15 protein-coding genes are annotated in these 22781 nt (G+C 41.0%); 5 read left to right on the plus strand and 10 right to left on the minus strand.

Annotation, left to right across the window (positions count from 1 at the left end; genetic code table 11):
- Nucleotides 1–715 precede the first annotated feature (715 nt).
- From RM368_RS19940 to RM368_RS19950, 3 genes are all read right to left on the minus strand, one after another.
- Nucleotides 716–2332 carry a glycosyltransferase family 39 protein gene (locus RM368_RS19940; RefSeq protein ID WP_322695658.1) on the minus strand — a complete coding sequence of 539 codons (1617 nt, stop codon included), beginning with the start codon at nt 2330–2332 and terminating at the stop codon, nt 716–718.
- A 285-nt stretch (nt 2333–2617) separates the two neighbouring features.
- Complete coding sequence (locus RM368_RS19945; RefSeq protein ID WP_322695659.1) at nt 2618–4297, minus strand: glycosyltransferase family 39 protein; 1680 nt, start codon at nt 4295–4297, stop codon at nt 2618–2620.
- Nucleotides 4298–4574: 277 nt separating this feature from the next.
- A complete protein-coding gene (locus tag RM368_RS19950) occupies nt 4575–5390 on the minus strand; it encodes a GNAT family N-acetyltransferase (protein WP_322695660.1) in 816 nt (271 codons plus the stop codon).
- Between the two features lie 898 nt (nt 5391–6288).
- Between RM368_RS19950 and RM368_RS19955 the strand changes: the two genes are divergently transcribed.
- The 4 genes from RM368_RS19955 (at nt 6289) to RM368_RS19970 (ending at nt 14746) form a co-directional block, all read left to right on the plus strand.
- The gene (locus RM368_RS19955) at nt 6289–7359 is read left to right on the plus strand and encodes an LOG family protein (RefSeq protein WP_322695661.1); all 1071 of its coding nucleotides are present in this window, start codon (nt 6289–6291) and stop codon (nt 7357–7359) included.
- A 774-nt stretch (nt 7360–8133) separates the two neighbouring features.
- Nucleotides 8134–9456: a D-alanyl-D-alanine carboxypeptidase gene (locus RM368_RS19960; protein ID WP_322695662.1), complete on the plus strand. Its 1323-nt coding sequence runs from the start codon at nt 8134–8136 to the stop codon at nt 9454–9456.
- A 266-nt stretch (nt 9457–9722) separates the two neighbouring features.
- Nucleotides 9723–10937: an HhoA/HhoB/HtrA family serine endopeptidase gene (locus RM368_RS19965; RefSeq protein ID WP_322695663.1), complete on the plus strand. Its 1215-nt coding sequence runs from the start codon at nt 9723–9725 to the stop codon at nt 10935–10937.
- Nucleotides 10938–11308: 371 nt separating this feature from the next.
- A complete protein-coding gene (locus RM368_RS19970; RefSeq protein WP_322695664.1) occupies nt 11309–14746 on the plus strand; it encodes a filamentous hemagglutinin N-terminal domain-containing protein in 3438 nt (1145 codons plus the stop codon).
- 4 nt (nt 14747–14750) lie between these two features.
- On the opposite strand, the gene RM368_RS19975 is transcribed toward RM368_RS19970, so the two are convergent.
- The 6 genes from RM368_RS19975 to RM368_RS20000 all read right to left on the minus strand — a co-directional run bounded on the left by RM368_RS19975 (nt 14751) and on the right by RM368_RS20000 (nt 20907).
- On the minus strand, nt 14751–15653 hold the full coding sequence (locus RM368_RS19975; protein ID WP_322695665.1) for an MBL fold metallo-hydrolase: 903 nt from the start codon (nt 15651–15653) through the stop codon (nt 14751–14753).
- Between the two features lie 11 nt (nt 15654–15664).
- Nucleotides 15665–16048 carry an aspartate 1-decarboxylase gene (panD, locus tag RM368_RS19980; protein ID WP_322695666.1) on the minus strand — a complete coding sequence of 128 codons (384 nt, stop codon included), beginning with the start codon at nt 16046–16048 and terminating at the stop codon, nt 15665–15667.
- Nucleotides 16049–16245: 197 nt separating this feature from the next.
- Nucleotides 16246–16758, minus strand: a complete 513-nt coding sequence (locus RM368_RS19985; protein WP_322690521.1) for an inorganic diphosphatase — start codon at nt 16756–16758, stop codon at nt 16246–16248.
- A gap of 418 nt (nt 16759–17176) precedes the next feature.
- Nucleotides 17177–17362, minus strand: a complete 186-nt coding sequence (locus RM368_RS19990) for a hypothetical protein (RefSeq protein ID WP_322683497.1) — start codon at nt 17360–17362, stop codon at nt 17177–17179.
- Between the two features lie 1040 nt (nt 17363–18402).
- Complete coding sequence (locus tag RM368_RS19995) at nt 18403–19374, minus strand: DUF362 domain-containing protein (protein WP_322695667.1); 972 nt, start codon at nt 19372–19374, stop codon at nt 18403–18405.
- Between the two features lie 111 nt (nt 19375–19485).
- The gene (locus RM368_RS20000; protein WP_322695668.1) at nt 19486–20907 is read right to left on the minus strand and encodes an aspartate ammonia-lyase; all 1422 of its coding nucleotides are present in this window, start codon (nt 20905–20907) and stop codon (nt 19486–19488) included.
- A 137-nt stretch (nt 20908–21044) separates the two neighbouring features.
- Between RM368_RS20000 and pgsA the strand changes: the two genes are divergently transcribed.
- Nucleotides 21045–21581 (plus strand): CDP-diacylglycerol--glycerol-3-phosphate 3-phosphatidyltransferase, encoded by a 537-nt coding sequence (gene pgsA / locus RM368_RS20005; RefSeq protein ID WP_322695669.1) that lies wholly within the window; start codon nt 21045–21047, stop codon nt 21579–21581.
- A 310-nt stretch (nt 21582–21891) separates the two neighbouring features.
- Here pgsA and RM368_RS20010 read toward each other — a convergent pair whose 3' ends face one another.
- On the minus strand, nt 21892–22767 hold the full coding sequence (locus tag RM368_RS20010) for an SMP-30/gluconolactonase/LRE family protein (RefSeq protein ID WP_322695670.1): 876 nt from the start codon (nt 22765–22767) through the stop codon (nt 21892–21894).
- Nucleotides 22768–22781: the final 14 nt, after the last annotated feature.

Raw genomic sequence — 22781 nt, forward strand, 5'->3', positions numbered from 1 at the left:
TGCTTCTGGATGATTTCGCTTTTTTACTATTTGCTTATTCCGGAGAGTGACAGAAAAGGGGTATGTCACTCTTTGGAAAGTCAATCTCTGAAAGCTTTATCAGTCGGTCAATACAGGCTTTCCTATTAGAAAAAAATAGGTCTTGTATTTGTTATTAGGAAATAATCGAGCGTAGGCGTAGCCCGTCGTAGACATCGCTGGCTATACATAAGCTCTCTTATTTCAGAAATGGCAAAAGTTTTCGGAGACTGACAGAAGAGGGTTAAAATACCCGGAAAGTGACAGAAGAGGGGTATTTATATATTTTTTTGAATAGAAAATTATGCAATTGAAGAAGAATTCAGAAGTCAGAATTCAGGAGCAAAGCCGGAGACGTTTCCGTTAGCTCCGGTCAGAATCAAGACGCGACGCTCGAATACTCGCTACCGCTTCGTTATCGCAGACTCGCTTTCCGCTTCGCTTACAGTCAAGGATTCAGACCCGCCACTGTCTTGTTGACCACTAAATCTTCTCTTTCAGAGACGCTGCGCGAACGATTTAGTAGGGATATTAAACCCCTTGATTCATCCGCTAAATCGATTCAAAATTCATGTCTGTTTTCTGGCGACTGACTCCTGAATTCTGTTTTGATAATCATTGAAAAACAATTAAGTTCCTTATCTGTACGACGCGAATTTATATATAAATTGCCCATAACTACAGCGTCTAGTTTTGGTTAAGTCTTAATTTTTTCAAAAAATACATCGCTACGTGGATTTTCTATTTTCCAGAGCAAATAATTTTTGTCACCGTATACTACAAACGTTTTATAATTATAATTTATTTCTATTTGCTTGCGCCAGGTATCTGAAGGATTTATTAAAAAAATATCAGTGAACCCATCAGGAATATTGGGGATAGAACGGTCTTTTACTAATTGGTACTGCACTTTTGGCTGTAAAAGATAGCTGAGAGAAAAGACATTACCGTAATTAATACCAGAATCATTACTAATCAAAAGTGGATGGTTAGTCTGATTAATAATTTTTGCAACTTGTGGATTACCAAAGCTAATAACCTTACTCCACCAAGTATCAGCCTGAGAACTCACTCCATAAGAAACTAGTCCACCAATAATCACTAATCCCATGATTATTTGCCAGATTCGCCGACGTGCTAAACTCTTATTATGTAGCTGCGTAGCGAGTAGGTAAGTAACAGACAATTGAATTCCTAAATAAGAAATTAATAAATAACGTTCGGCAAGTGAGCGGATACCTCCAAAAAGCAAGTCTGGTAGCATTAAAGGTAATGCAGGAACCATAATTAGCGTGACAATAAACAACCAAGTTTTATAGTTAGTTTTTCGACAAAGAAAATAAATAGAATATCCAACAAGAATTAAAAAAAATGGCGTAATTACATAGGTAAACGGATTTTCAAAACCTAAGTCTAAATCAAGAAAAATTCGATTTAACTGTAAAAGCCAAGACTTAATTAAATCATCTAAGGGTAAATGTCTTTTTGTCCAGGCTGTTGAACTTTTTAATTGCAACAAGTTAACTATCACAACCTGTATCCAAGGTGTAAAAGCTAAAAACCCTGCTAAAGATGCTAATAGATAAGCTTTTACTGTTCTAGTAAACCTAAATTTTGCAATGGCAATTACATAAATTCCATGAGCGACTACAACAAATCCACTGAACATAAATGTATAGAGACTAAGCACCAAAGTGACTGCATACATTCCCCAATTTAGTATGCGTAGTACTCCATTTTGTGATTCCAATCGTAATGCTCGTAGTAATGAAGCGCTGCATAGTAATACAATCACTATCCAGAGAATATATTCTCGTGCTTCTTGGGCGTATACTAAGTGAATAGGGGAGATTGCCATGAGTGCGATCGCAACCTCTGATACCCATACTGATGATTTAAATAATTCTCGACATAGCCAATAAATACTCGGAAAAATCAACAAACTTATGCATGCTGATAAACTTCTAATTACCGTTACCGAATTGCCAAAGATTCCCACCCAAAGCCGAGCGAGTATATAATACAGTGGTGGATGCTGTGGATCGTCTACTTCCAAAGATATAATTGTGTCACGTAAGCCTTTCTCCATATTGGGACTTTGGAATTTGACAAAACTTTCTTTATTAATTATGCGACCATTAAATATTTGCTGCTTGGCTTCATTTGACGTATAACCAGAAATTCGCAATGAAGTAAAAGTCTCATCGTGCCAGTAAACTTTGCGATCGAGGTTAAAAAAACGAAAAAATATACCCACCATTAACAAAACTACAATGAGAAACCGCAACCTATTGGGAGCAAGTTGGAGCCGCATAACTAAATTTCACAATAACTTGTACAACAATTATCTACTTTAACGAAACAATTTTATGACTCTCAAAACTAGTTATTAAAAATATCTAACCAAATAGTGGTGGGTTGCAATTATAGATAGTGAGTTAGTCAAGTAGCGGAGGTAGTAATTATCAGTAGTTTATTGTGCAAACTAAAAATTGTATATTTAGCTACAAAATTATTGGTTTAGTGAAGTGGGAGAAGTGGGTTTATGTACTCCAAGCAGGCTTATTTGTGCAACAAAGAACTTTTCAAGAGTTGGCAGCTATGGAAGAATCGTTTGCTTAGTTGATAGCTCGGCAGGTAATTGATTATTAGGTGAGATATTACGTCGGCGCAAATTACGAGTCTTAGTAAATTTCCAAATTGAATAATAGTTATCGCTATAAATAATATCTGTTTTGAATTTATACTTTTTTTCTATGATTTTACCCCAAGCCTCTGAAGGATTAAGTAAAAACACATCAGTAAACCTATCAGAAATTTTCGGAATTTTTTGATTGTTCACTAACATAAATCGCACTTTTGGTTCTAAAAGATAGCTTAAAGAAAAGACATTACCATAATTATTACCCAAAGCATCACTAATCAAAAGTGGACGATTACTCTGATTAATGATTTGGGCAACTTGAGGATTGCCATAATTCATACCCTTATTCCACCAAGTTTCTGCCTGGGAACTCACCTTAGAAGAAATCAAACCACAAATAATCACTAATGCCATGATTATGTGCCAAAAGCTCCGACGCGATCGGCTGCCATTATATAGTTGCGTAGCTAGTAGGTAAGCAACAGCTATTTGGATTCCTAAATAAGATGGGATTAAATATGCTTCAGTAGACGATCGCATACTTCCAACAATTAAATTTGGCAATATTATGGGTAATGTTGGTACTACAATTAATGTGATGATAAAAGACCAGACTTTATAGTTAGTTCCTCGGCAAATAAAATAAATAGAATATCCTACTAAAATTAAAAAGCTTAGTGCAATTAAATTGCCTAAAGGATTGTCTGAACTAAGGTTTATATCAAAAAAAATCCGGCTTAACTGCATTAAAAAAAATGTAAATATAGGTATTAAATCGGACTGTGTTGTTGTTTTATCTGCTGAAATTAAAAATTGAAAAAAGTCACCGATTACAATTGTTATCCAAGGCATGAAAGCTAAAAAACCAACTAGTGATGCTAGCAGATAAGCTCTTACAGTTTCAGTAAACTTAAATTTAGCAGTTATCATCACATAAATTCCGTGAGAAACTGCTACAAATGCACTCCAAATAAATGTATAAAGACTAATGGCTAAGGTAACTGCATAAAGGCTCCAAATAGCAAATAAATCTGGTTTTTGTCGTTCTTCTGCTAGCTCATCTTCTAGCCGCATGGCTTGCAGCAGAGACGCACTGGATAGTAAAATGGTGACTAACCAAAGAATATATTCTTGTGCTTCTTGGGCGTATACTAAGTGAATTGGAGAGATAGCCATGAGTGCGATCGCAACACCAGGAACCGATAATGACACATTAAATAATTCTCGACATAGCCAATAAGCACAAGGGAACACCAGCAAACTAATGCAGGCTGATAAACTTCTAATTGCCGTCACCGAATTACCAAAAATTTCCACCCACAATCTGGCTATTATATAATACAACGGTGGATGTTCAGGATCTTGTTTTGCTAAAGACATAATTGTGTCATTTAAGCTTTTTTCTGGATTTGCACCTTGAAACTGAGCAAAACTTTCTTTACCAATCACACGATTATTAAAAAGTTGCTGTTTAGCTTCATTAATTGTGTAACCAGAAATTCGTAATGAGGCATAAATTTCATCGTGCCAAAAAACTTTACTATCAAGATTAGAAAAGCGAAATAATATACCCATCGTCAATAAGAAGATAGTTAAAAATCGCAACCAACTCGGAGCAAATTTGAGATGGCGCATAAGTGGGTTTCCTAAAAAGTTTTCTCAAATCATCTAAATTAAGTGGACTGGATGAGGTGTCGCAGCTACGCCCGTCGTAGACATAGCGAAGACTTTAAGCAAAGCCTATTTGTTAAACATCGCCAACCGGACTTTATTTTGATTGGGGAGATTGGCAATCAACACCTCTCCTTTATTAACTACAAAAAGAAATGGGCAAGGTTGTATCAAATCCTGCAAAACTGGATTTGGTTTTGAAACTGAGATGTCAATAAAGTATAAAATACACTAAGTCTAGCTATATCTGTGGTAAAGGTTTTTTGAGAGGGTTTGGATAACGCCATCTGCCAAAGTCTGCAATATTAGATATAGTTAAAAAATCAATAGTTTTAAAGTGCCGATCAATAGCAGGAAGGCTGCATATTTTAGCTCCAATATTCAGGTATGCCTGCAAAATTTTAGGAATCTCAATATTAGATGAATCTGGACAATTTTGAGTCAGTTCTAGACAAAATTGTGAATTTGGGTAAACCAAAATACTTGGATGCATCAAGTTATTCTGCCGAAAATAATCATAAGCGCAAGTAGCTTGCCCAGGACACTGTGTTAGTAATGATGCACAGCCAAATAGATATTGGTTTTTACTCCAGATGAGATAATTTGCCAGCCCTTCCCAGAGTAGTAAAAGTGCCTGACTATTGCGATATTCTTTAGCTATACATACACGCCCAATTTCCACTGATACCTGAAGCACAGAATTGGGAATTCCATTAAGATTAAATATATCAGTAGCATCAAAGCCTAGTCTTCGAGAAGCCATTATATAGCTCTGCATCCGATAAGTTCCAATAGTTTTACCCGTATGTTTGGAGATTAAGATTAAATGATGGCAAACCGCATCAAACTTATCTATATCCATCTGGGTAAAGTTAGAAGCAGAAAATCCCAAGCCTAGTTCAAGATTAAAAACTTCAAAGCGCAACCGAAAAATTGATTCTAATTCTTCTTCAGTTGAAGCCAGCCGTAGGGTATATTTTTCAGTTTGAAGGACGGGAAAATCTTCAAGAGGGGGAGGAGGATTCAGTGGGTAATTGATGCGTCCAGAAACTTCCATCTATCTTCCTACTTAGATTTGCGAAAATATTCTATAGGATTTAGGCACTATACAAATAACTCACATTATGAATTAATGTATCGAAGCGTAATTGATATAGTTTGCGATCAAACATCCTTGAGAGAAATAAGCTTGGGTTAAGGATTTTTGGTACTGATTCTTGACCTGTAAAGACGCGTTAGCGCAGCAAGACGCTAGCATAGCGGGGCGATCGCGCAGCATCTCCAAGAGTTGCTCAGTCCAATTTCACGTCTCTAGCAAGGATTTTAGGTTGAACTGAACAATATTGTGGTCTAAGAGCTTTTTTACTTTCTTAGATTAGGGTTAGAGTGCTTTTATTATGGGCATTAATTCCCAAAAAATCTGGCAATAAGATACAAAATTTTCTTTTGATATACGTTATAGATGTAAGTCATAGCATTTTATACAAATCCTGATATACAGCAGAATGCAGAATTCAGAATTCAAAATTCAGGAGTAAAAGACGCTTTATATTTGGGCAACAGACTTAGCTTGTGTACCTCACCAACTTGAATAGACTTCTTGCAGAAGTCGGGAAAAGGGGAAGGGGAAAGGTTTGGTATTTTCCCTTTCCCCAATAAAGATGAGTCCTTTTTCTCACCTCTTGCAAAAAGCACTTTTGCAAGAGGTCTAATCTGCTGTATATTGTGACGACTATTAACCTAAGTGAGAAAGTTATGTCAATTGGTCGACAGAGAGAACTTGCTATGGTATTCAAAAGTTTAAGTATCGCAACAAGCTTTATCAAAAAGATTTTTAGAATTTCCAGCTTCAAAACTAGTTCTGAATTTGCTAACTGCACATCAGATAGCTATTCCCGCTTGCTAGAGTGTAAGTAGTTCACGTAAAATATAGTGCCATTGTTGCGGCAGTTCTCATGACCTCATCTGCGTCGTTTGACACATTAGAGTCTTTACAGGCGGATATCGCTGAGTTGATCGTTCGTTTACCGACATTAAAAAATCGGCAATTTATTCAGCAAGCACTTACTACTATTGTTCGTCTAGCTGATACCGAAATTGAGCGTCTCGATTGGAAAATATTATCCGCTGCATTAGCAGATATGGAGCGCGGTTTCCAGCTTTTTTATGATTACCGCCACGTTCGCAAAGTCACCATCTTCGGTTCTGCTCGTCTAGCGCCAGATAGACCAGAATACCAAATGGCCCTTGAATTTGCTCGTGCTATTTCTCAATTAGGATTTATGGTGATGACTGGCGGTGGTGGTGGAATCATGCAGGCGGGTCATGAAGGTGCAGGACGAGAAAATTCCTTTGGATTAAACATTCAGTTACCCTTTGAACAGCAAGCAAACCCTTTTATCGAGGGCGATCCCAAGCTAATTAACTTCAAATATTTCTTTACCCGCAAGCTGTTTCTCCTCAAAGAAAGTGATGCTGTGGCCTTGTTTCCGGGAGGCTTTGGCACTCAAGATGAAGCCTTTGAATGTATGACATTAAGCCAAACTGGTAAATTTGGACCAGTACCTTTAGTTTTAATCGATCGCCCTGGTGGTGATTACTGGCGCTCTTGGAGCGAATATATTGATAAGCAATTAGTGCAAAACGGTCTTGTCAATCCTGAAGACCCCAGCCTTTACACGGTGACAGACAACCTGGATGTGGCTTGTGACGCTATCACCCGTTTTTACCAGGTTTATCATTCCAGCCGCTATGTAGGCAATAGCTTAGTCATCCGCCTGAAGACAGATATATCAGACGCTCTTTTAGAACAACTTAATGCTGATTTTAGCGACATTATTATTCAAGGAAGAATTGAAAAAAGTCAGGCATTACCTCAAGAAGCACAAGATGAAACTGTTGGATTACCTCGCCTCATTTTATACTTCAATCAACGCGATTTGGGACGTTTGTATCAGATGATTGCCACAATTAACCGGATGGGTACTCCTTCACCAGAGGATGCAGCGCATCCAGAAAGAAAGTAGGTAAGCTAAAACACATCTAATTTGCATATTAAAATTTTCTCACTATTTTGTGGGACGGATAAGATGTCCGCCCTGATTATGCAACTTGAATGCTGATTAGTGTATTAGCGTGAGTTCGACAATCCCTTCCTTTTTTGACCTCTCCCCCAACCCCTCTTGGACACCCAGAGGGGAGCCAAAACCCTAATTGATCGTTGCTCCTCCCTTTCCCCGTGGACTACGGTGTATACACAAGTCTGAACTGGCTCAAGAATCTGGGTTTTACCCCACCCTAACCACTGCTTGAATTCAATAAACGATCGCCCGAATTCAATAAACGATCGCCCGAATTCAATAAACGACCGCCCGAATTCAATAAATGACTGGATTTAAGAAGAAATTCGATTTGTGTGTACACGGTAGCCCCGTGGGAGAGGGCTAGGGTGAGGGTTCATCGAACTCACGTTGTATTAAGGGAAAAAAGGGAGAGAATTTTGAATACTTTCCCTTTCCTTGTTTCAAGGTTATGGAATTACCAAGAGCGATCGCACAGCATAAAGCCTTTTATTATCAGGCTGCGATACCCTGCGCGTAGGTTAATGTAAGAGACGCGATGAATCGCTGTCTATGGGGATTTTGTTTGGCACAGTCAAAGCAAGCCACGAAAACAATATAATTCACCCTACTTACAGATGAGAAAAACACCAGTTATTATGGCTCAATACTGATTTTTGTAAAAAAGCTTGTATATTAGCACAGTAAACAACGCTTGAGATCCTAACAGAGGAATAAAAAATGCTGGAATTATTGGGTTCAGGTTTGGTGTCGCTTTGGCTGGAAATGGCTGGAGTACAAATCAAACCTCTAGATGCCTTAGATGCGCTAACTTGGCAAAGTAGCCCTGGCTTTGTTCTTGCCCCCGATCCAAATCCAACGGGGGCGACTACGGTGCAGGAATATTTGAAAAAGCTCATTACATCAAAAGTGGTGGCGCAAAATCTGGCTGAGAGTCAGGGGATTTGGATGCAGTCGGGGCCAATGCTGATGGCAAATCACCAAGGTACGACACCTCTGCCAGCTGCTTCTTTAACTAAAATTGCCACTTCACTAGTTGCTTTGAAAACTTGGGGGCCAGATTACCAATTTGATACTTTGGTGAGTGTTACTGGCCCAGTGGTAAATGGAGTTGTGCAGGGCGATTTGGTGGTTACAGGCCGTGGCGATCCTTTGTTTGTTTGGGAAGAAGCGATCGCTCTTGGTAATACTCTCAATCAAATGGGCATCAAGCAAGTAAAGGGGAATTTGATTATTACTGGCAGTTTTGCCATGAATTTTCAACGTCAGCCAATGCTAGCCGGTCTGATGCTCAAGCAAACGCTAAATCGTGCCACTTGGGGACGCCCTGCGATTTACACCCACTCAATCATGCCCAAGGGAACACCCAAGCCTCAAGTTGTGATTGCAGGCGCGGTGAAAGTTGAAGCGCAACCTAACCCTCAACAAACTTTGTTACTGCGTCACCGCTCATTGCCCTTGAAGCAATTACTCAAGGAAATGAACGTTTATAGTAACAACGATATGGCAGAGATGCTGGCAGATTCAGTAGGGGGAGCGCCTGTAGTCCAATCAACTGCTGCTAATCTAGCGAGGGTGCCACAAGCGGAAATCCAGTTAATCAATGGTTCTGGACTAGGGCCGGAAAATCGCATTTCCCCCAGGGCTGTGTGTGCCATGTTTATGGCTATTCAAGCTGAGGCATCTGCTCATCAACTGAATCTAGCTGACTTGTTCCCGATGTCTGGATTCGACCACCGGGGGACACTACACACCAGACACATTCCCTTGGCGACTGTGATCAAAACTGGTACTCTCCGGGATGTGAGCGCTTTAGCGGGAGTGATGCCCACACGCGATCGCGGTTTGGTTTGGTTTGCTATTATCAACCGTGGCACAAATGTCTGGGGTTTGCGGACTGGACAAGACCAACTCTTGCAAAGTGTTGTCAAACAATTACAATTACCTCTAACTGTTCCTGTTAACCTCACTCCCCACTCAGCCATTAACTCTTTACCCCAGCTAGGTGCAGTTAATCGGAATGAAATTTTATACAAAAGTTAGGGACTTCCATAATCTACAGTTAGAACAGAGAGCGGACTAATCTTATTCGCAATCCAAAAGTTTTATTGATGGGTAAAAACCGAACTTGAAAGGGTAATGTCCATAATAGCTTTTGGGTTAAATTTTCTATTAAGTTGATTATAGGTATTTCGCAAAATGCCCTAACGCCAGTAGTGGAAAGAGCAGGCGAAACCTGAAATAAAAATAACTGTAAATAGATTTGTCACGACTAAGCAACAATTAAGCTTATAAATTAGGTTGTGATTATGCGATTTCCCAAGATATCTCGGTCTTTACGGCAACTAAGTACTCATGTTTTAGCGATCGCGCTGGGAGTTGTGCTAGCGGTTAGCACATTGCAAGTGTTACCCTCTCAAGCCGAACCAGCACCCACAATAACTGTTGATACTTCAAATCTAATTGCTCAACGGCAATCACCAGCTAGTGCTGTGATCGGAAGCAGTAGCTTTGTGACAGCAGCAGTGAATCGTGTTGGTTCAGCAGTTGTCCGCATTGATACTGAGCGAACAATTACTCGCCGCGTCGATCCATTTATGGAAGACCCCTTTTTCCGTCGGTTTTTTGGTGACGGTTTCTCCCAACAAATGCCGCCGTCTGAGCAGTTACGTGGTTTAGGCTCAGGTTTCATTATTGACAAGAGCGGGTTAGTTATGACTAATGCTCATGTGGTCGATAAGGCCGATAAAGTAACAGTCAGACTCAAAGATGGCCGCACTTTTGAAGGGAAAGTTCAAGGTATTGATGAAGTTACAGATTTGGCAGTAGTCAAGATTAACGCTGGTAACGATTTACCAGTCGCGCCTTTGGGTTCTTCCACAAATGTCCAAGTAGGAGACTGGGCGATCGCAGTCGGTAATCCTTTGGGATTCGATAATACCGTTACCTTGGGAATTGTCAGTACCCTCAAACGTTCCAGCGCCCAAGTTGGCATTAGTGACAAACGTTTGGACTTTATTCAGACAGACGCCGCTATTAACCCTGGTAACTCTGGCGGGCCACTATTGAATGGTCAAGGTGAAGTAATTGGTATTAACACAGCCATTCGCCCTGATGCGATGGGAATTGGGTTTGCAATTCCTATTGATAAAGCTAAAGCGATCGCCGCACAACTACAACGCGATGGCAAAGTTGCTCACCCTTATCTAGGCGTGCAAATGCTAACTTTGACACCTGCTCTCGCCAAGCAAAATAACACCGATCCCAACTCTCCGATTCAGATACCAGAAATCAATGGTGTTTTTGTGATGCGAGTTGTTCCTAATTCTCCAGCGGCATCTGCGGGTATCCGACGTGGAGATGTAATTCTGCAAATTGATGGTAAAGCTATTACTAGTGCCGAACAATTGCAGAATGTTGTGGAAGACAGTCGCCTTGGTCAAGTATTACAGGTAAAAGTGCAACGAGGTAATAAGACAGAGCAGCTTTCAGTCCGCACAGCCGAGTTGCAAAATGCGTCGTAGGGGCAATATAGGCGATTTTAATTGTGTGTAATAGTAGGCGCACAGAAAAAGCTGGGTGTCAACTTAAGCCAAAACCCTTTTAAAACCTTGTTAAGAGCAAGAGACTCTGGCTGGAAATGCTTGTCATTGTGGCTCTTTTTTGAGTAAGGAGGTAGAGCCTCAATGAGGGGCATGAAGAGTCAGAGACTTTTTTCGAGGTAATGATCTCAAAGCATTCTCGCTTAGTAACTTTCACGTGAAGTTGACACCAGTGGCGAGATGCCTATCCCACAAGAAATAGTTGGATATCGACTTGATCTAGTATTTCTTAAGGAAAGTTATTTCTTTTCACTACTCTTAACAGAATAAAATCAGGCAAAAAGATTGAAGCGATGCCTTCTCTACGAGAGGTTTCTCTTTCAGAGACGCTCACGCGAACGCCAACGGCGAGCAACGCTTATGCCAAAGCGATGACACAGCTTAAAATACCCATCACTACAATCACTATGCAAACCAACCTTGATTCAACAACTGCTGTTTGTGTGGGGATGGGTATTGCGATCGCTTTTTGGGCAAATTGTAGTTCTGCCCAAATTACCCCTGATAGCACTCTACTTAATAATTCTCGTGTCACATTGCAGGACAACATTAGAATCATTGAAGGTGGCACCCAAGCAGGAAGTAACTTATTCCATAGTTTTGAAGAGTTTTCTGTGCCCACCAAGAGTGTGGCTTACTTCAATAACGCTTCAAATATTGAGAATATTATTAGTCGAGTAACAGGTAAATCAGTATCGAATATTGATGGATTAATCAGCGCCAATGGTACAGCCAACTTGTTTCTGATGAATCCCAATGGGATAATTTTTGGGCCAAATGCCAGCCTAAATATCGGAGGTTCATTTGTAGCAACTACTGCAAATGCTATTGGGTTTGGTAATCAAGGTTTTTTTAGCGCTTCAAATCCGAATATTCCTCCATTGTTGACGGTCAAGCCTTCAGCTTTGCTATTTAATCAAATTGTTGCTGCACCGATTCAAAACTATTCAATCGCACCAGCAGCAAACCCATCAGTTTTTGGCCTGAGTGTTCCCAATGGTCGAAGTTTATTACTCGTCGGTGGCAACATTAAAATCAATAGTGCAGGTTTGTATACCTTTGGTGGGCGAGTAGAGTTAGGAGGATTAGCAGGAGCAGGAACAATTGGGCTTCAGGTAGATGGCAATAATCTGAGTCTAAGCTTTCCAGAGCAAGCAACACGGGCAGATGTCTCACTGACTGGTGGTGGAGTTGCTGTTCCTGCTGATAAAGAGGGCAGCATTATAGTTAATGCGCGGAATATAGAAATTTTAGAGGGAAGTGCTCTCACATCTGGAATAAACGCAGGACTGGGAGAAGTTGATAACAAAGCAGGAGATATAACCCTCAATGCTACAGGAACAGTAACTGTTGCTGGTGGCAGTCTCATTCAGAATTTAGTCCAGACTGGAGCCACTGGCAACAGTGGCAACATTCGTATTACTGCTGAGTCACTTGCGATCGCTGATGATGCTGCTTTGATTGTTGCATTAAACAATCGTGGGCGTGGAAATCTGGGTAATGTCGTAATTAATGTGCGCGATCGAGTTTCCCTCAATGGAGGTGCTGTATTCAGTTCTGTAAGTAAAGGAGGTGTAGGTAAAGCTGGAAATATCACAGTTACTACTGGCTTGCTTTCCTTGACCAACGGCGGTGTTCTAAATGTGAGTAACTATGGACAGGGAGACGCAGGCAGTGTATCGATTCAAGCTCGCGGTTCTGTCTTTGCGGATGGAGTGGGCAGAAGCGGTTCTTTGCTTAGTGGTTCTCCCAGTGGGGTGGGCAGCTTGATAGGACCTGGAGTTATTGGACAGGGAGGAGATATTACTATTGTAGCTGAGTCACTTTCCCTTACAAATGGTGCCGAATTAGCCGCTAGCATTTCCGGTCAGGGGAGAGCAGGCAACGTTATGATTCAAACCCGTGATCCTGTGTTGATAGAGGGGGTAGGTAGCAATAACTTTTCCAGTGGTGTCTTCAGTACAGTCAATCCTGGAGGAGTAGGTCAGGGCGGAAACGTCACGGTCATCGCTGAGTCACTTTCCCTTACAAATGGTGGTGAACTGGCAACTAGTATCTTTGGACAAGGGAGAGGAGGCAACGTTACGATTCAAACCCGTGGTTCTGTGTTTATAAAGGGGGTAGGTAGTAATGAATTACCCAGTGGTGCCTTCAGCACCTTAGTAAAAGGCTCAGGACAAGGAGGAAACGTCACGGTCATCGCTGAGTCACTTTTCCTTACAAATGGTGGTGGAGTCTCAGCTAACACTCAGGGGCAGGGAAATGCAGGAAACGTGACAATTCAGGTTTCGGGGCTAATCTCATCCGATAGGTTTGGTAGTGCAATAACTAATGGAGTAGGACCAAGTGCAGTCGGTGATGGAGGTACTATAAACATCAGCACAGGATTGCTTTCGCTGACTCGTGGCGCTCAAATAAACACTTCTACTTCTGGACGTGGAAATGCTGGCAACTTAACAATTCAAGCCAGTAAAGCAATCTTCTTAGATGGAGTAGATAGTATTAATAACTCTGCCAGCTTCATTGCTAGCTCAGTAGATGCAACAGGTATAGGTAAAGGGGGTAAGCTCGACATTACTACTGCTAGACTGTCTGTAACAAATGGTGCTGTAATAACCGCGGAAACCGAAGGAAACGGAGACGCAGGTAGTCTCACGGTGACAGCAGACAAACTTGAAGTAGTAAACAGGGGTCAATTACGTACATCTACTTCCAGTGACAGCCAAGCCGGGGACATTTCTTTAAGGGTACAAGATCATCTGATTTTAATAGGAAAGGACAGTGGGTTGTTTGCTAACACTGAACCTAGCTCTACAGGTAATGGCGGAAATATTTTCATTCAACCCAGAAATATCACTGCCTCCAAAACTGTCACTATTCAAGACGATGCAAGAATCGCTGTAAATAGCCAAGGTAGCGGAAAAGGTGGCAATATTCAAATTCAAGCAGAAAGTTTGACTTTAGATAAGCAAGGGCTAATATCGGCACAAACAGCTAGCAATAAAGGTGGCAATATTAACCTCAGCCTGCAAGACTTGCTTTTACTCCGCCGTAATAGTCAAATATCTAGCACTGCTGGCACTGCTCAAGCAGGAGGGGATGGTGGTAACGTAACTATCAAGACCCCCTTCATTATTGCTGTTCCAAGCGAAGATAGCAACATCAGCGCCAATGCTTTCACTGGTAAGGGTGGTAATGTTGACATTACAGTCAAAAGTCTCTTTGGCATTGAATCTCGCTCACGTCCAACTTCCCTGAGTGATATCACTGCTAGTTCTGAACGTGGGGTGGCTGGGACTGTAGAACTAAGCACACCTGATGTAGACCCTAGTCGTGGCTTAATTCAACTACCCTCTAACCTTGTCGATGCATCCCAACAGATGGCTCAAGGTTGCACTCCCAGAAGAGGACAAACCGCTAGTCGCTTTATCGCCACAGGACGCGGTGGATTACCCCTTAGTCCTAACGAGCCTCTGCGGGGACGAGCAGTGATTACAAATTGGGTAGATTTGCCCCCACAAGCAACAGAGAGAGTAACGGACAAATTCTCTGTGGAAATTACAGATAAAAAATCTACTACATCTGTTACCAAATCTACTAATCAGATTGTGGAAGCCCAAAGCTGGTTAGTTGATCCTAATGGAGACATCCAGCTAGTGGCTCAAGCACCTAACGTCAGCCTATATAGCCCTTGGCAAACAAATATCTCCTGCACTACATCTAAGTATTAAAAAATCACTTACCAACAGATAATACTAGACCTTCATGGGCTAGTATGGCTTGAGGAAAAGCAGATTTAATATCGACTTGCACCCGATCGAGAAAATCATCATGGTCATCTGGGTGATGATGAGAAATAGCTAGCTGTTTGACACCAGCATTTAAAGCTGCATTCACCGCAGCTTGCCAAAGTAAATCAGCAGAATCATGGTTGTGAGATGTCGGGGGAGTATAAGTGGCATTGGCAATCAGCAAGTCCACGCCTTGAATAAACTCTAAAATCCGCTCTCGCTCCACTTGATCGGCATTCTGGTGCAAATCTGTGATGTAGGCAACACTATACTCTTGCCAAGTAACTCGGTAGCCAACTGACCGCTGAGTTTGATTAATTAATGCAGTTGTAATGGTGACATCATCTAACTTCACATCACTTTCTGGAGTCAGATTGTAAAACTGCAATTCAGACTGCATTACCTGTAAAGGGTAAGGAAAGTGCGGCTGGAGCATCTGATCGTACAGACATTGTTTGATTGAGGCTCCATTTGAGGCAGCTGTGCCGTAAATATGGAAGCAATTTTCCCCAATAAATGCAGGAGCAAAAAAGGGAAATCCTTGAATTCGATTTGATTGGCAGTTGGTAAAAAATAAATGGGCTTCTAGTGGCTGTTGCAGTTCTTGCCAAGTTTTACCCAATATGCGTAAGCCAGTACCGCCATCAAAAATCAAACGTTTCCCAGCTACATGTATTTCTACACAAGCAGTATTACCACCATAACGATTGGTGTTGCTACTGGGAGTAGGAATTAAACCTCTTACACCCCAGAATTGCACGATAAACTCACCCGCTGGGCTACTTGGCAGGGTAGATGACTTTTCTCTTATGTAGCTCTGGGAATCCGACAACTCAAAATTTGACATTTTCCTTGAAATTAGACCTTAGCGAGCAGGTCATCGTAGCGCCGCACTTCCAACAGCCTGTTTTTTTCGTCCACAATGACTACCGTAGGAGAGTAACTTTTTAACTCTTCTGGAGTGAACTGCCCGTAAGTCATTATAATCAAGCGATCGCCAATAATGCCTAGACGTGCCGCACCCCCATTTAGTTCAATGATTCCTGAATGAGCTAGAGCGGGGATCGCATAAGTAATAAAGCGCTGACCGTTGGCACTATTAACTACTTGCACCTGCTCATAAGGTAAGATACCAGCTTTTTCCAAAAGGATTTCATCAATACTGATACTACCCACGTAGTTGATATTTGCCCCTGTAAGGGTGCAGTTATGAATTTTTGCCAAAAGGAGAGTACGCTGCATTCTGGTTTGGGTTTGGTGGCAGTTTTTTGCGAACCGTAACAAGCGGAAGTTATGAGTAGAGATGCGATTAATCGCGTCTCTACGGGAGTTAGAAATAAAAAGTGAGGAGTTAGGAGTTAGAAGTTAGGAATAAAAATTCATAACTCTTAACTCATGTACAGACGCGATTAATCGCGTCTCTACTCCTAACTTTTCTATTATCCTCTATAAGCTTTGACGGATTTTTCAACTAAAGCTGCAACCTTGTCTACATCTTGCCAACCGAGAATTTCAGTCACCTTTTTTTCCAAATTTTTATAACTACGGAAAAATTCAGCAATTTCATCTAAGCGGTGTGGTGATACGTCTTTCAGAGATTTTACCTGAGTGTAGCGCGGATCTTTGTCAGGAACACAAAGGATTTTTTCATCGCGATCGCCACCGTCAATCATCTCCAAAAAGCCAATTGGTCGCGCAGCAATAATACAGCCGGGAAAGGTTGGCTCGTCAATTATGACCATACCATCTAGGGGATCGCCATCATCAGCCAAAGTATTGGGTACAAAGCCGTAGTCATAAGGATACTGTACTGAGGAATAAAGTACTCGGTCTAGAGCAAAAGCTTGTAGTTCCTTGTCGTATTCGTATTTATTTTTACTTTTGCCAGTAATTTCAATCAGAACGTTGATTAGACCAGGTTTCGGTTGGGCAGGAATACGAGATAAGTCCACAAAAAACTCCTCTGATAACTGTGAATCATGGGGGCACTCTGTCAGCTTCGCTCCCCGTGTAGAATTTTAGGGCAATATGGATCTCTTCCCAAGGTATTTGTTCTATGGCATAGGGCACTGGGGAAGAAACTTTCAGATGTAACCTATTCCCTTGAATTAGGCAAAAAATAGAAAAAGCGTTACGAGCAAACTTCGCAACGCTTTTTCCAAGAGGTATTATGGATATCCTCCGCCCTTAATTACTGTTAGGGGGATGTCTGTCCTAACAATGTTTAACACACCTGAAATCTGGAGTCACACAATCCAGATTTAGCTTATTCTTGACGAACTACACTCACATCTACAGAGATTGTCTACAAAATCAGTGTTCTGCTTTTTTGTAGATATCCTCATAAGAAAATGCGACTGAGAAGCTCGATCAATCTTGATTTGTTTGTATATTTTGGATCAGAGGTTGCTGGTTATTTTGAACATTAGTTGAAGAATAGTGGGCGATGACAAATACGGGTAGGGTAAGAGTCAACAGAGCGATCGCAGTTCCCACAATGTCTGCCAAACGTTGGGAATATGTATCGGCATTGGCAGACTGGCTATTTGAATTCATACAAAATTGAAGTTCTTCGCAACACTGTGTAGGTTTACTCTCTGAGTGAGAGTATTAATGCTATTTTAGCTATTTTTAAACTGTAAAATGTGTAGCATTCTACAATTTAAACCAGTTATACAACTGTCATAGTAGCCTTTTTATACATGGAATTCTTAATACAAAGTTACAAGTCAACAAATCATGTTTTATTTTGTAATTAATATTTTCAGGTGTTTCCTTGTATGGTGTAACGGGTTGCATACGCAAAGCAAACTTTGACAGCATCATAAGTTACATTTTTTCGCTGATTAAAGATTAATTAGCAAAACATATTTATCCGATACTTCATGATTATAACATTCTATAAAGCTTTTGATAAGGTCATTTTACTGGAATTGCTAATTTGTGATACAGGACACAAAACCGCAATTGCACTGATAGATATTCAGTGCTTTTGATTGTTATATAGTAGTTATACACAAAATATTTGACACCAGAGAAGAAATAGTAGTAATGATTTTTGTAACCAATGATAACTACCGAATAAACACAGATACATTAACTGTATAAGGCTGAATGGATTCAGTGATATCACTAAACAAATATTTAAGAATTTAAATTTTGCAATCTGTGTAATATTACAGCCGTTTTGTCAATCTACATAAAGATAGAGTAAACAAGTTTTAGAAGGTAGCCTAGAGGTGTAGGAAGTTATTACCAAATCCCCATATCTGAACAAAATCCCTAATCCCAATTTCCAGATTCTAAATCCGTATAACTTTTTAAATAAATCAAAATCTCAGACGAGAAATTGTATAACAAATTAATCAGCTAAAAAAACCGCCACTAAATATAATAGGGCGGTTTGGTTAAGCAATCGGAGGGTAATTACAGATTACTCTGCTAATAAATGAAATTGCTGTAACGACGTTTGCACTAAATTGGGCATTGGAAAGAGGACAAGGGGCAGGGAGCGGGGAGCAGAGGAGAAAGAGGTAATTTTTATTCTCCCCCTGCCCCCTGCCCCCTGCCCCCTGCTCCCCTGCTTCTTCATCTCCCTACTGCCTTCCATAAACACTGATTGGTTCCTTGATAAATCGGGTGTAAAGATGCTTAAAAGTAGACTTAATGACGCGGGGCATACCAAAATCAATGGGTATTAAATTGTCTGGTAGTCGCCAATCTTCTATTTTTAATAAGTCAGGATTTAAATGTGGAAACTCTATGTCAGCTAGTTCTGGACAAATTCCTAGCCTTTGAGAAGCTGCAACTGTGGGCACTTGTTCAGCAGAAACATTGAGGATTTCTACCATTGCCCGATCTAAGGCAAATATATCTGATGCGGCTGCTAAAATGCCCAGTTGGCGAGGTTCCCCGTTGCTGGGACCATTACCTTCGTGACCGATGATGCCATCTAATATGGTTAAGTCAGGGTTAATCGCCCTGGCAGTTTCTACTAACATTTCACCAAATCTATTTGCGTCTTTTCCCGCTTCCATGTGCCACCAAGCTTTCATTTTGCCAGGGACACAACCAAACAGGTTTTTTACGCCCAGTGTTAATGTCAACTGGGCATGTGATTTTACTTTCGGTAGGTTAATCACTACGTCTGCTTCCATTGCTTCTTTAGACAGACGCAAATGGTTAAAATTATCACTAACGGTTTGGTAACGCTGACCGTGAAAATCGATGATGGGAAGATTGAGTTCTTCTAAAATAGGCAGATAGCCATTTGCTATTGCTACGCCCTTAGCACTACCAAAAGCAGGACTATCGCCCAAAAATGGCTTACCGCCAACTTCAATTACCATTTGGGCAACTTCATAAACTAGTTCGGCACGGGTGATACACTCTTTACCAGGACGCGATCCTGTAAGTAGATTCGGTTTGAGTAAAACGCGATCGCCTTTTTTTACAAACGCTGCTATTCCTCCAAAAGGTTCCAGGAGAATCGTTAAAGATTCCCGTAAAGCCTCTTTTTCATAGGATGTAGCCCGAATGAGACTGACAGATGATTTTTGAGTCTGCATGGTATAGATAGAGGACTAGGGACTAGGGACTGGGGACTGGGGACTAAGAAATAAATATTTAGGAATACTTTCTCAGTACCCAATACCCAATACCCAATCCCCAATACCTTATTATTCTGTTTTGAGCGGTAAGATACCACTCATTTGTTCTAGATTTAACACTGTGGCTAAATCTGTTTCACTCATTAATCCTCGTTCTAAAACAATTTGCCGCAGAGATTTACCAGTTTCTAAGGATTCTTTGGCGACAGCTGCGGCATCTAAATAACCGATATGGGTATTTAGTGCGGTTACTAAAGCTAAACTGCCTTCGGCATAAGCTAAACAACGTTCTCGATTGGCAGTAATTCCTTCAATGCAGCGTTCGGTGAGTGCAGCGATGGTATTACCGAGAATTTCGATACTGTGAATTAGGTTGTAGGCAATTAGCGGCATCATCACATTTAATTCTAATTGTCCGGCTTGTGCGGCTAAAGCGATCGCACTATCGTAACCCATCACCTGAAAACACACCATTGATGTCATCTCTGCCATGACTGGGTTATATTTTCCTGGCATAATCGAGGAACCGGGTTGCACTGGGGGAAGTTGAATTTCTTTCAAGCCTGTTTTTGGCCCCGAATCCATCAACCGTAAATCATGAGATATTTTGGCTAAATCCTGAGCTAAATTCCGCAAAGCACCGGAAACATTCACAAATGGCGCCATACTTTGCATAGCTGCCATGAGATGGGGCGCAGGTTCTAAAGGAGTATCAATCAATTCTGAAAGAACTTCTACCACGCGGGCGCGATACAGAGGATGAGTATTTAATCCTGTTCCGGCTGCACTACCTCCCAAACCTAGCACCATCAAATCACCAGAGGCGGTATAAATCCGGTTTTGGTGTTCTGTAAGAATGTGCGCCCAAGCTCGAAAATTTTCACCCAAACGCACAGGTACAGCGTCTTGTAAGTGGGTTCTGCCAGATTTGACGATATCTTGAAATTCTACAGCTTTCTTTTCTAAAGATGCGATCGCTCCATTTATTGCTGGGTGTAATGTTTTAGATAATGCCAATAATCCACCAATGCGAATTGCAGTCGGAATCACATCATTGGTAGACTGCCCATAATTAACGTGGTCGTTGGGACTAACACGTTTGTAATTGCCCTTTTCTTCACCAAGTATTTCTAAGGCGCGATTTGCCAGAACTTCGTTAACATTCATATGGTGGGATGTTCCAGCACCCGCCTGATAAACATCCACAACAAATTGCTCTCGGAACTTCCCAGCTAAGATTTCATCAGTTGCTTGCACAATCGCCTGACTAATATCTTGGGGAATACAATTTAGTTCTCCATTCACAATTGCTGTAGCTTTTTTAATTATCAATCCAGCATCTACGTAAGTAGCTAAAGGTTTGATGCCGCTAATGGGGAAGTTTTCAATCGCACGTAGTGTTTGAATGCCGTAATAAACGCTACTAGCAATTTGGCGATCGCCCATCGAATCACGTTCGATGCGGAATTGAGAGTCTGTGTGTTCAGTCATAGTATTGTTTTAAGAGAGCTTCAGAAAACAGATTTTCCCACGCAGGCACACTCAGATACACTAATCTGCATATATTTTGCATATTTGCTTGCCAGGTTGTTGCTTTACACTTGTTAATTTTGAATTTTGAATTTTCAATGACGCTACCCAACTGGATTACCTTCTCTCGCCTTCTAGGTGTACCATTTCTGCTTTATGGCTTGTACAACCCCACACCACAAGCTAGGTGGATATGTTTGGCGATTTTTATCGTTGCGGCGTTAACTGATTGGTTAGATGGCTATTTGGCGCGGAAACTCAACCAAATTAGTGAGTTGGGTAAATTTCTCGACCCCTTAGTGGATAAATTTCTGGTACTAGCGCCATTGATGGTTTTTATTGAACTAGGAAAAGTGCCGGCTTGGGGAGTGTTTTTGATTTTAGCGCGGGAATTAGCGATCGCTGGTTGGCGAGTAAATCAAACAACAATTACCGGAGCGAATATTTGGGGTAAACTCAAAACTGTCAGTCAAATAGTTGCGATCGCACTTCTAATTGCACCCTTACCTGAAGTGTGGCAAACTCCCTCTCTGATTGCCTTTTGGATTTCTGTTGCCTTAACTTTAATTTCTGGTGGTATTTATCTCTTGCCGCAAAATCCAATTAAGGAAAATACCCTATTAGATGTAAAGTGAACCACGAATAAGCTACACAGGAATATTGGCAACAACCTCAAAACTCGGAATTTCGAGATCAAAACTCGGAACTTTGAGATCGGAACTCGGAATTTCGAGATCAAAACTCGAAACTTGAGATTCAAAACTCGGAACTTCGAGATCAGAACTCGAAACTTGAGATTCAAAACTCGGAACTTCAGGATCAGAACTGGAAACTTCGAGATCAAAATTCGGAACTCGGAATTTTTAGAATTCGCAAACAAGTAAAGAGTTGAATTGAACTAATGCAAGAGGCAATTTAGCGCTTCACTTTTACACAGCTACTACTTTATTTCTCAAAATTATAGCTAGGTAATCCAGTAACATCAGTTTGTAGAGCAAACAAATCACCAGAGTAGAAACTTTTGTCAATCTCCGCTTGGCTGAGTCCAACTGAAGCGGTAGTAATGTAGAGTGTTTGTAAATCTTCGCCACCAAAGGTACAACTCGTTACGAGTGGAACGGGTAGATTAATCCGCAATATTTCTTCACCCTTGGGATTGAAACGAATCACACACCACCCATCCCACATCGCTGACCAAATATTTCCTTGACTATCTATTGTTAACCCATCTGGATGGAAAGATTCATGAGTTAAATCAACAAAAGTTCGGCGGTTGATAATATTGCCTGTTATTGAATCAAAGTCATAAGCATATATTTTTTGGTGAGGAGAATCAGCTAAGTAAAATGTCTTCTGATCTGGACTCCAACCCAACCCATTAGAGATAGTCAATCCTGTTTCCATCACATGTAATGAGCCATCAGCATCATAACGATAGAGGCTAGCCTGGGGTTTTTCTGAAGAAGACATTGAACCGATCCAAAAGCGACCTTGAGGGTCACATTTACCATCATTGAGACGGTTATCGGGCAGATTTCCTTCAATTTCCAAAATTGAGGTAACTTCACCTGTTTGGGTGTTGAGGAATGCTAGGTGATGACGCAGTGCCATAATTAATCTATCTTTACCTGCTGTTGCGATCGCACCTACCACATCTCCCACATCAAAAAAGCAATTTTCCCCCGTAGCAGGATTGAACTGATGCACTCGATGGTTGTAGATATCAACCCAATACAGTAGGTTTTGGGTAGAGTTCCAGATGGGGCCTTCACCCAAACGAGCACGGGCTTCTAGAACATTGTGGAGTGGATATTGTCCCATAAGTAGTTAATTTA

The organism is Nostoc sp. DedSLP03, assembly GCF_034530815.1.
GTDB lineage: Bacteria > Cyanobacteriota > Cyanobacteriia > Cyanobacteriales > Nostocaceae > Nostoc.

Excerpts from the sequence above, each read along its gene's own strand:
- RM368_RS19940 (WP_322695658.1), bottom strand. The coding sequence starts at position 2,332 with ATGCGGCTCCAACTTGCTCCCAATAGGTTGCGGTTTCTCATTGTAGTT.
- RM368_RS19945 (WP_322695659.1), bottom strand. The coding sequence starts at position 4,297 with ATGCGCCATCTCAAATTTGCTCCGAGTTGGTTGCGATTTTTAACTATC.
- RM368_RS19950 (WP_322695660.1), bottom strand. The coding sequence starts at position 5,390 with ATGGAAGTTTCTGGACGCATCAATTACCCACTGAATCCTCCTCCCCCT.
- RM368_RS19955 (WP_322695661.1), top strand. The coding sequence starts at position 6,289 with ATGACCTCATCTGCGTCGTTTGACACATTAGAGTCTTTACAGGCGGAT.
- RM368_RS19960 (WP_322695662.1), top strand. The coding sequence starts at position 8,134 with ATGCTGGAATTATTGGGTTCAGGTTTGGTGTCGCTTTGGCTGGAAATG.
- RM368_RS19965 (WP_322695663.1), top strand. The coding sequence starts at position 9,723 with ATGCGATTTCCCAAGATATCTCGGTCTTTACGGCAACTAAGTACTCAT.
- RM368_RS19970 (WP_322695664.1), top strand. The coding sequence starts at position 11,309 with ATGCCTTCTCTACGAGAGGTTTCTCTTTCAGAGACGCTCACGCGAACG.
- RM368_RS19975 (WP_322695665.1), bottom strand. The coding sequence starts at position 15,653 with ATGTCAAATTTTGAGTTGTCGGATTCCCAGAGCTACATAAGAGAAAAG.
- panD (WP_322695666.1), bottom strand. The coding sequence starts at position 16,048 with ATGCAGCGTACTCTCCTTTTGGCAAAAATTCATAACTGCACCCTTACA.
- RM368_RS19990 (WP_322683497.1), bottom strand. The coding sequence starts at position 17,362 with ATGAATTCAAATAGCCAGTCTGCCAATGCCGATACATATTCCCAACGT.
- RM368_RS19995 (WP_322695667.1), bottom strand. The coding sequence starts at position 19,374 with ATGCAGACTCAAAAATCATCTGTCAGTCTCATTCGGGCTACATCCTAT.
- RM368_RS20000 (WP_322695668.1), bottom strand. The coding sequence starts at position 20,907 with ATGACTGAACACACAGACTCTCAATTCCGCATCGAACGTGATTCGATG.
- pgsA (WP_322695669.1), top strand. The coding sequence starts at position 21,045 with ATGACGCTACCCAACTGGATTACCTTCTCTCGCCTTCTAGGTGTACCA.
- RM368_RS20010 (WP_322695670.1), bottom strand. The coding sequence starts at position 22,767 with ATGGGACAATATCCACTCCACAATGTTCTAGAAGCCCGTGCTCGTTTG.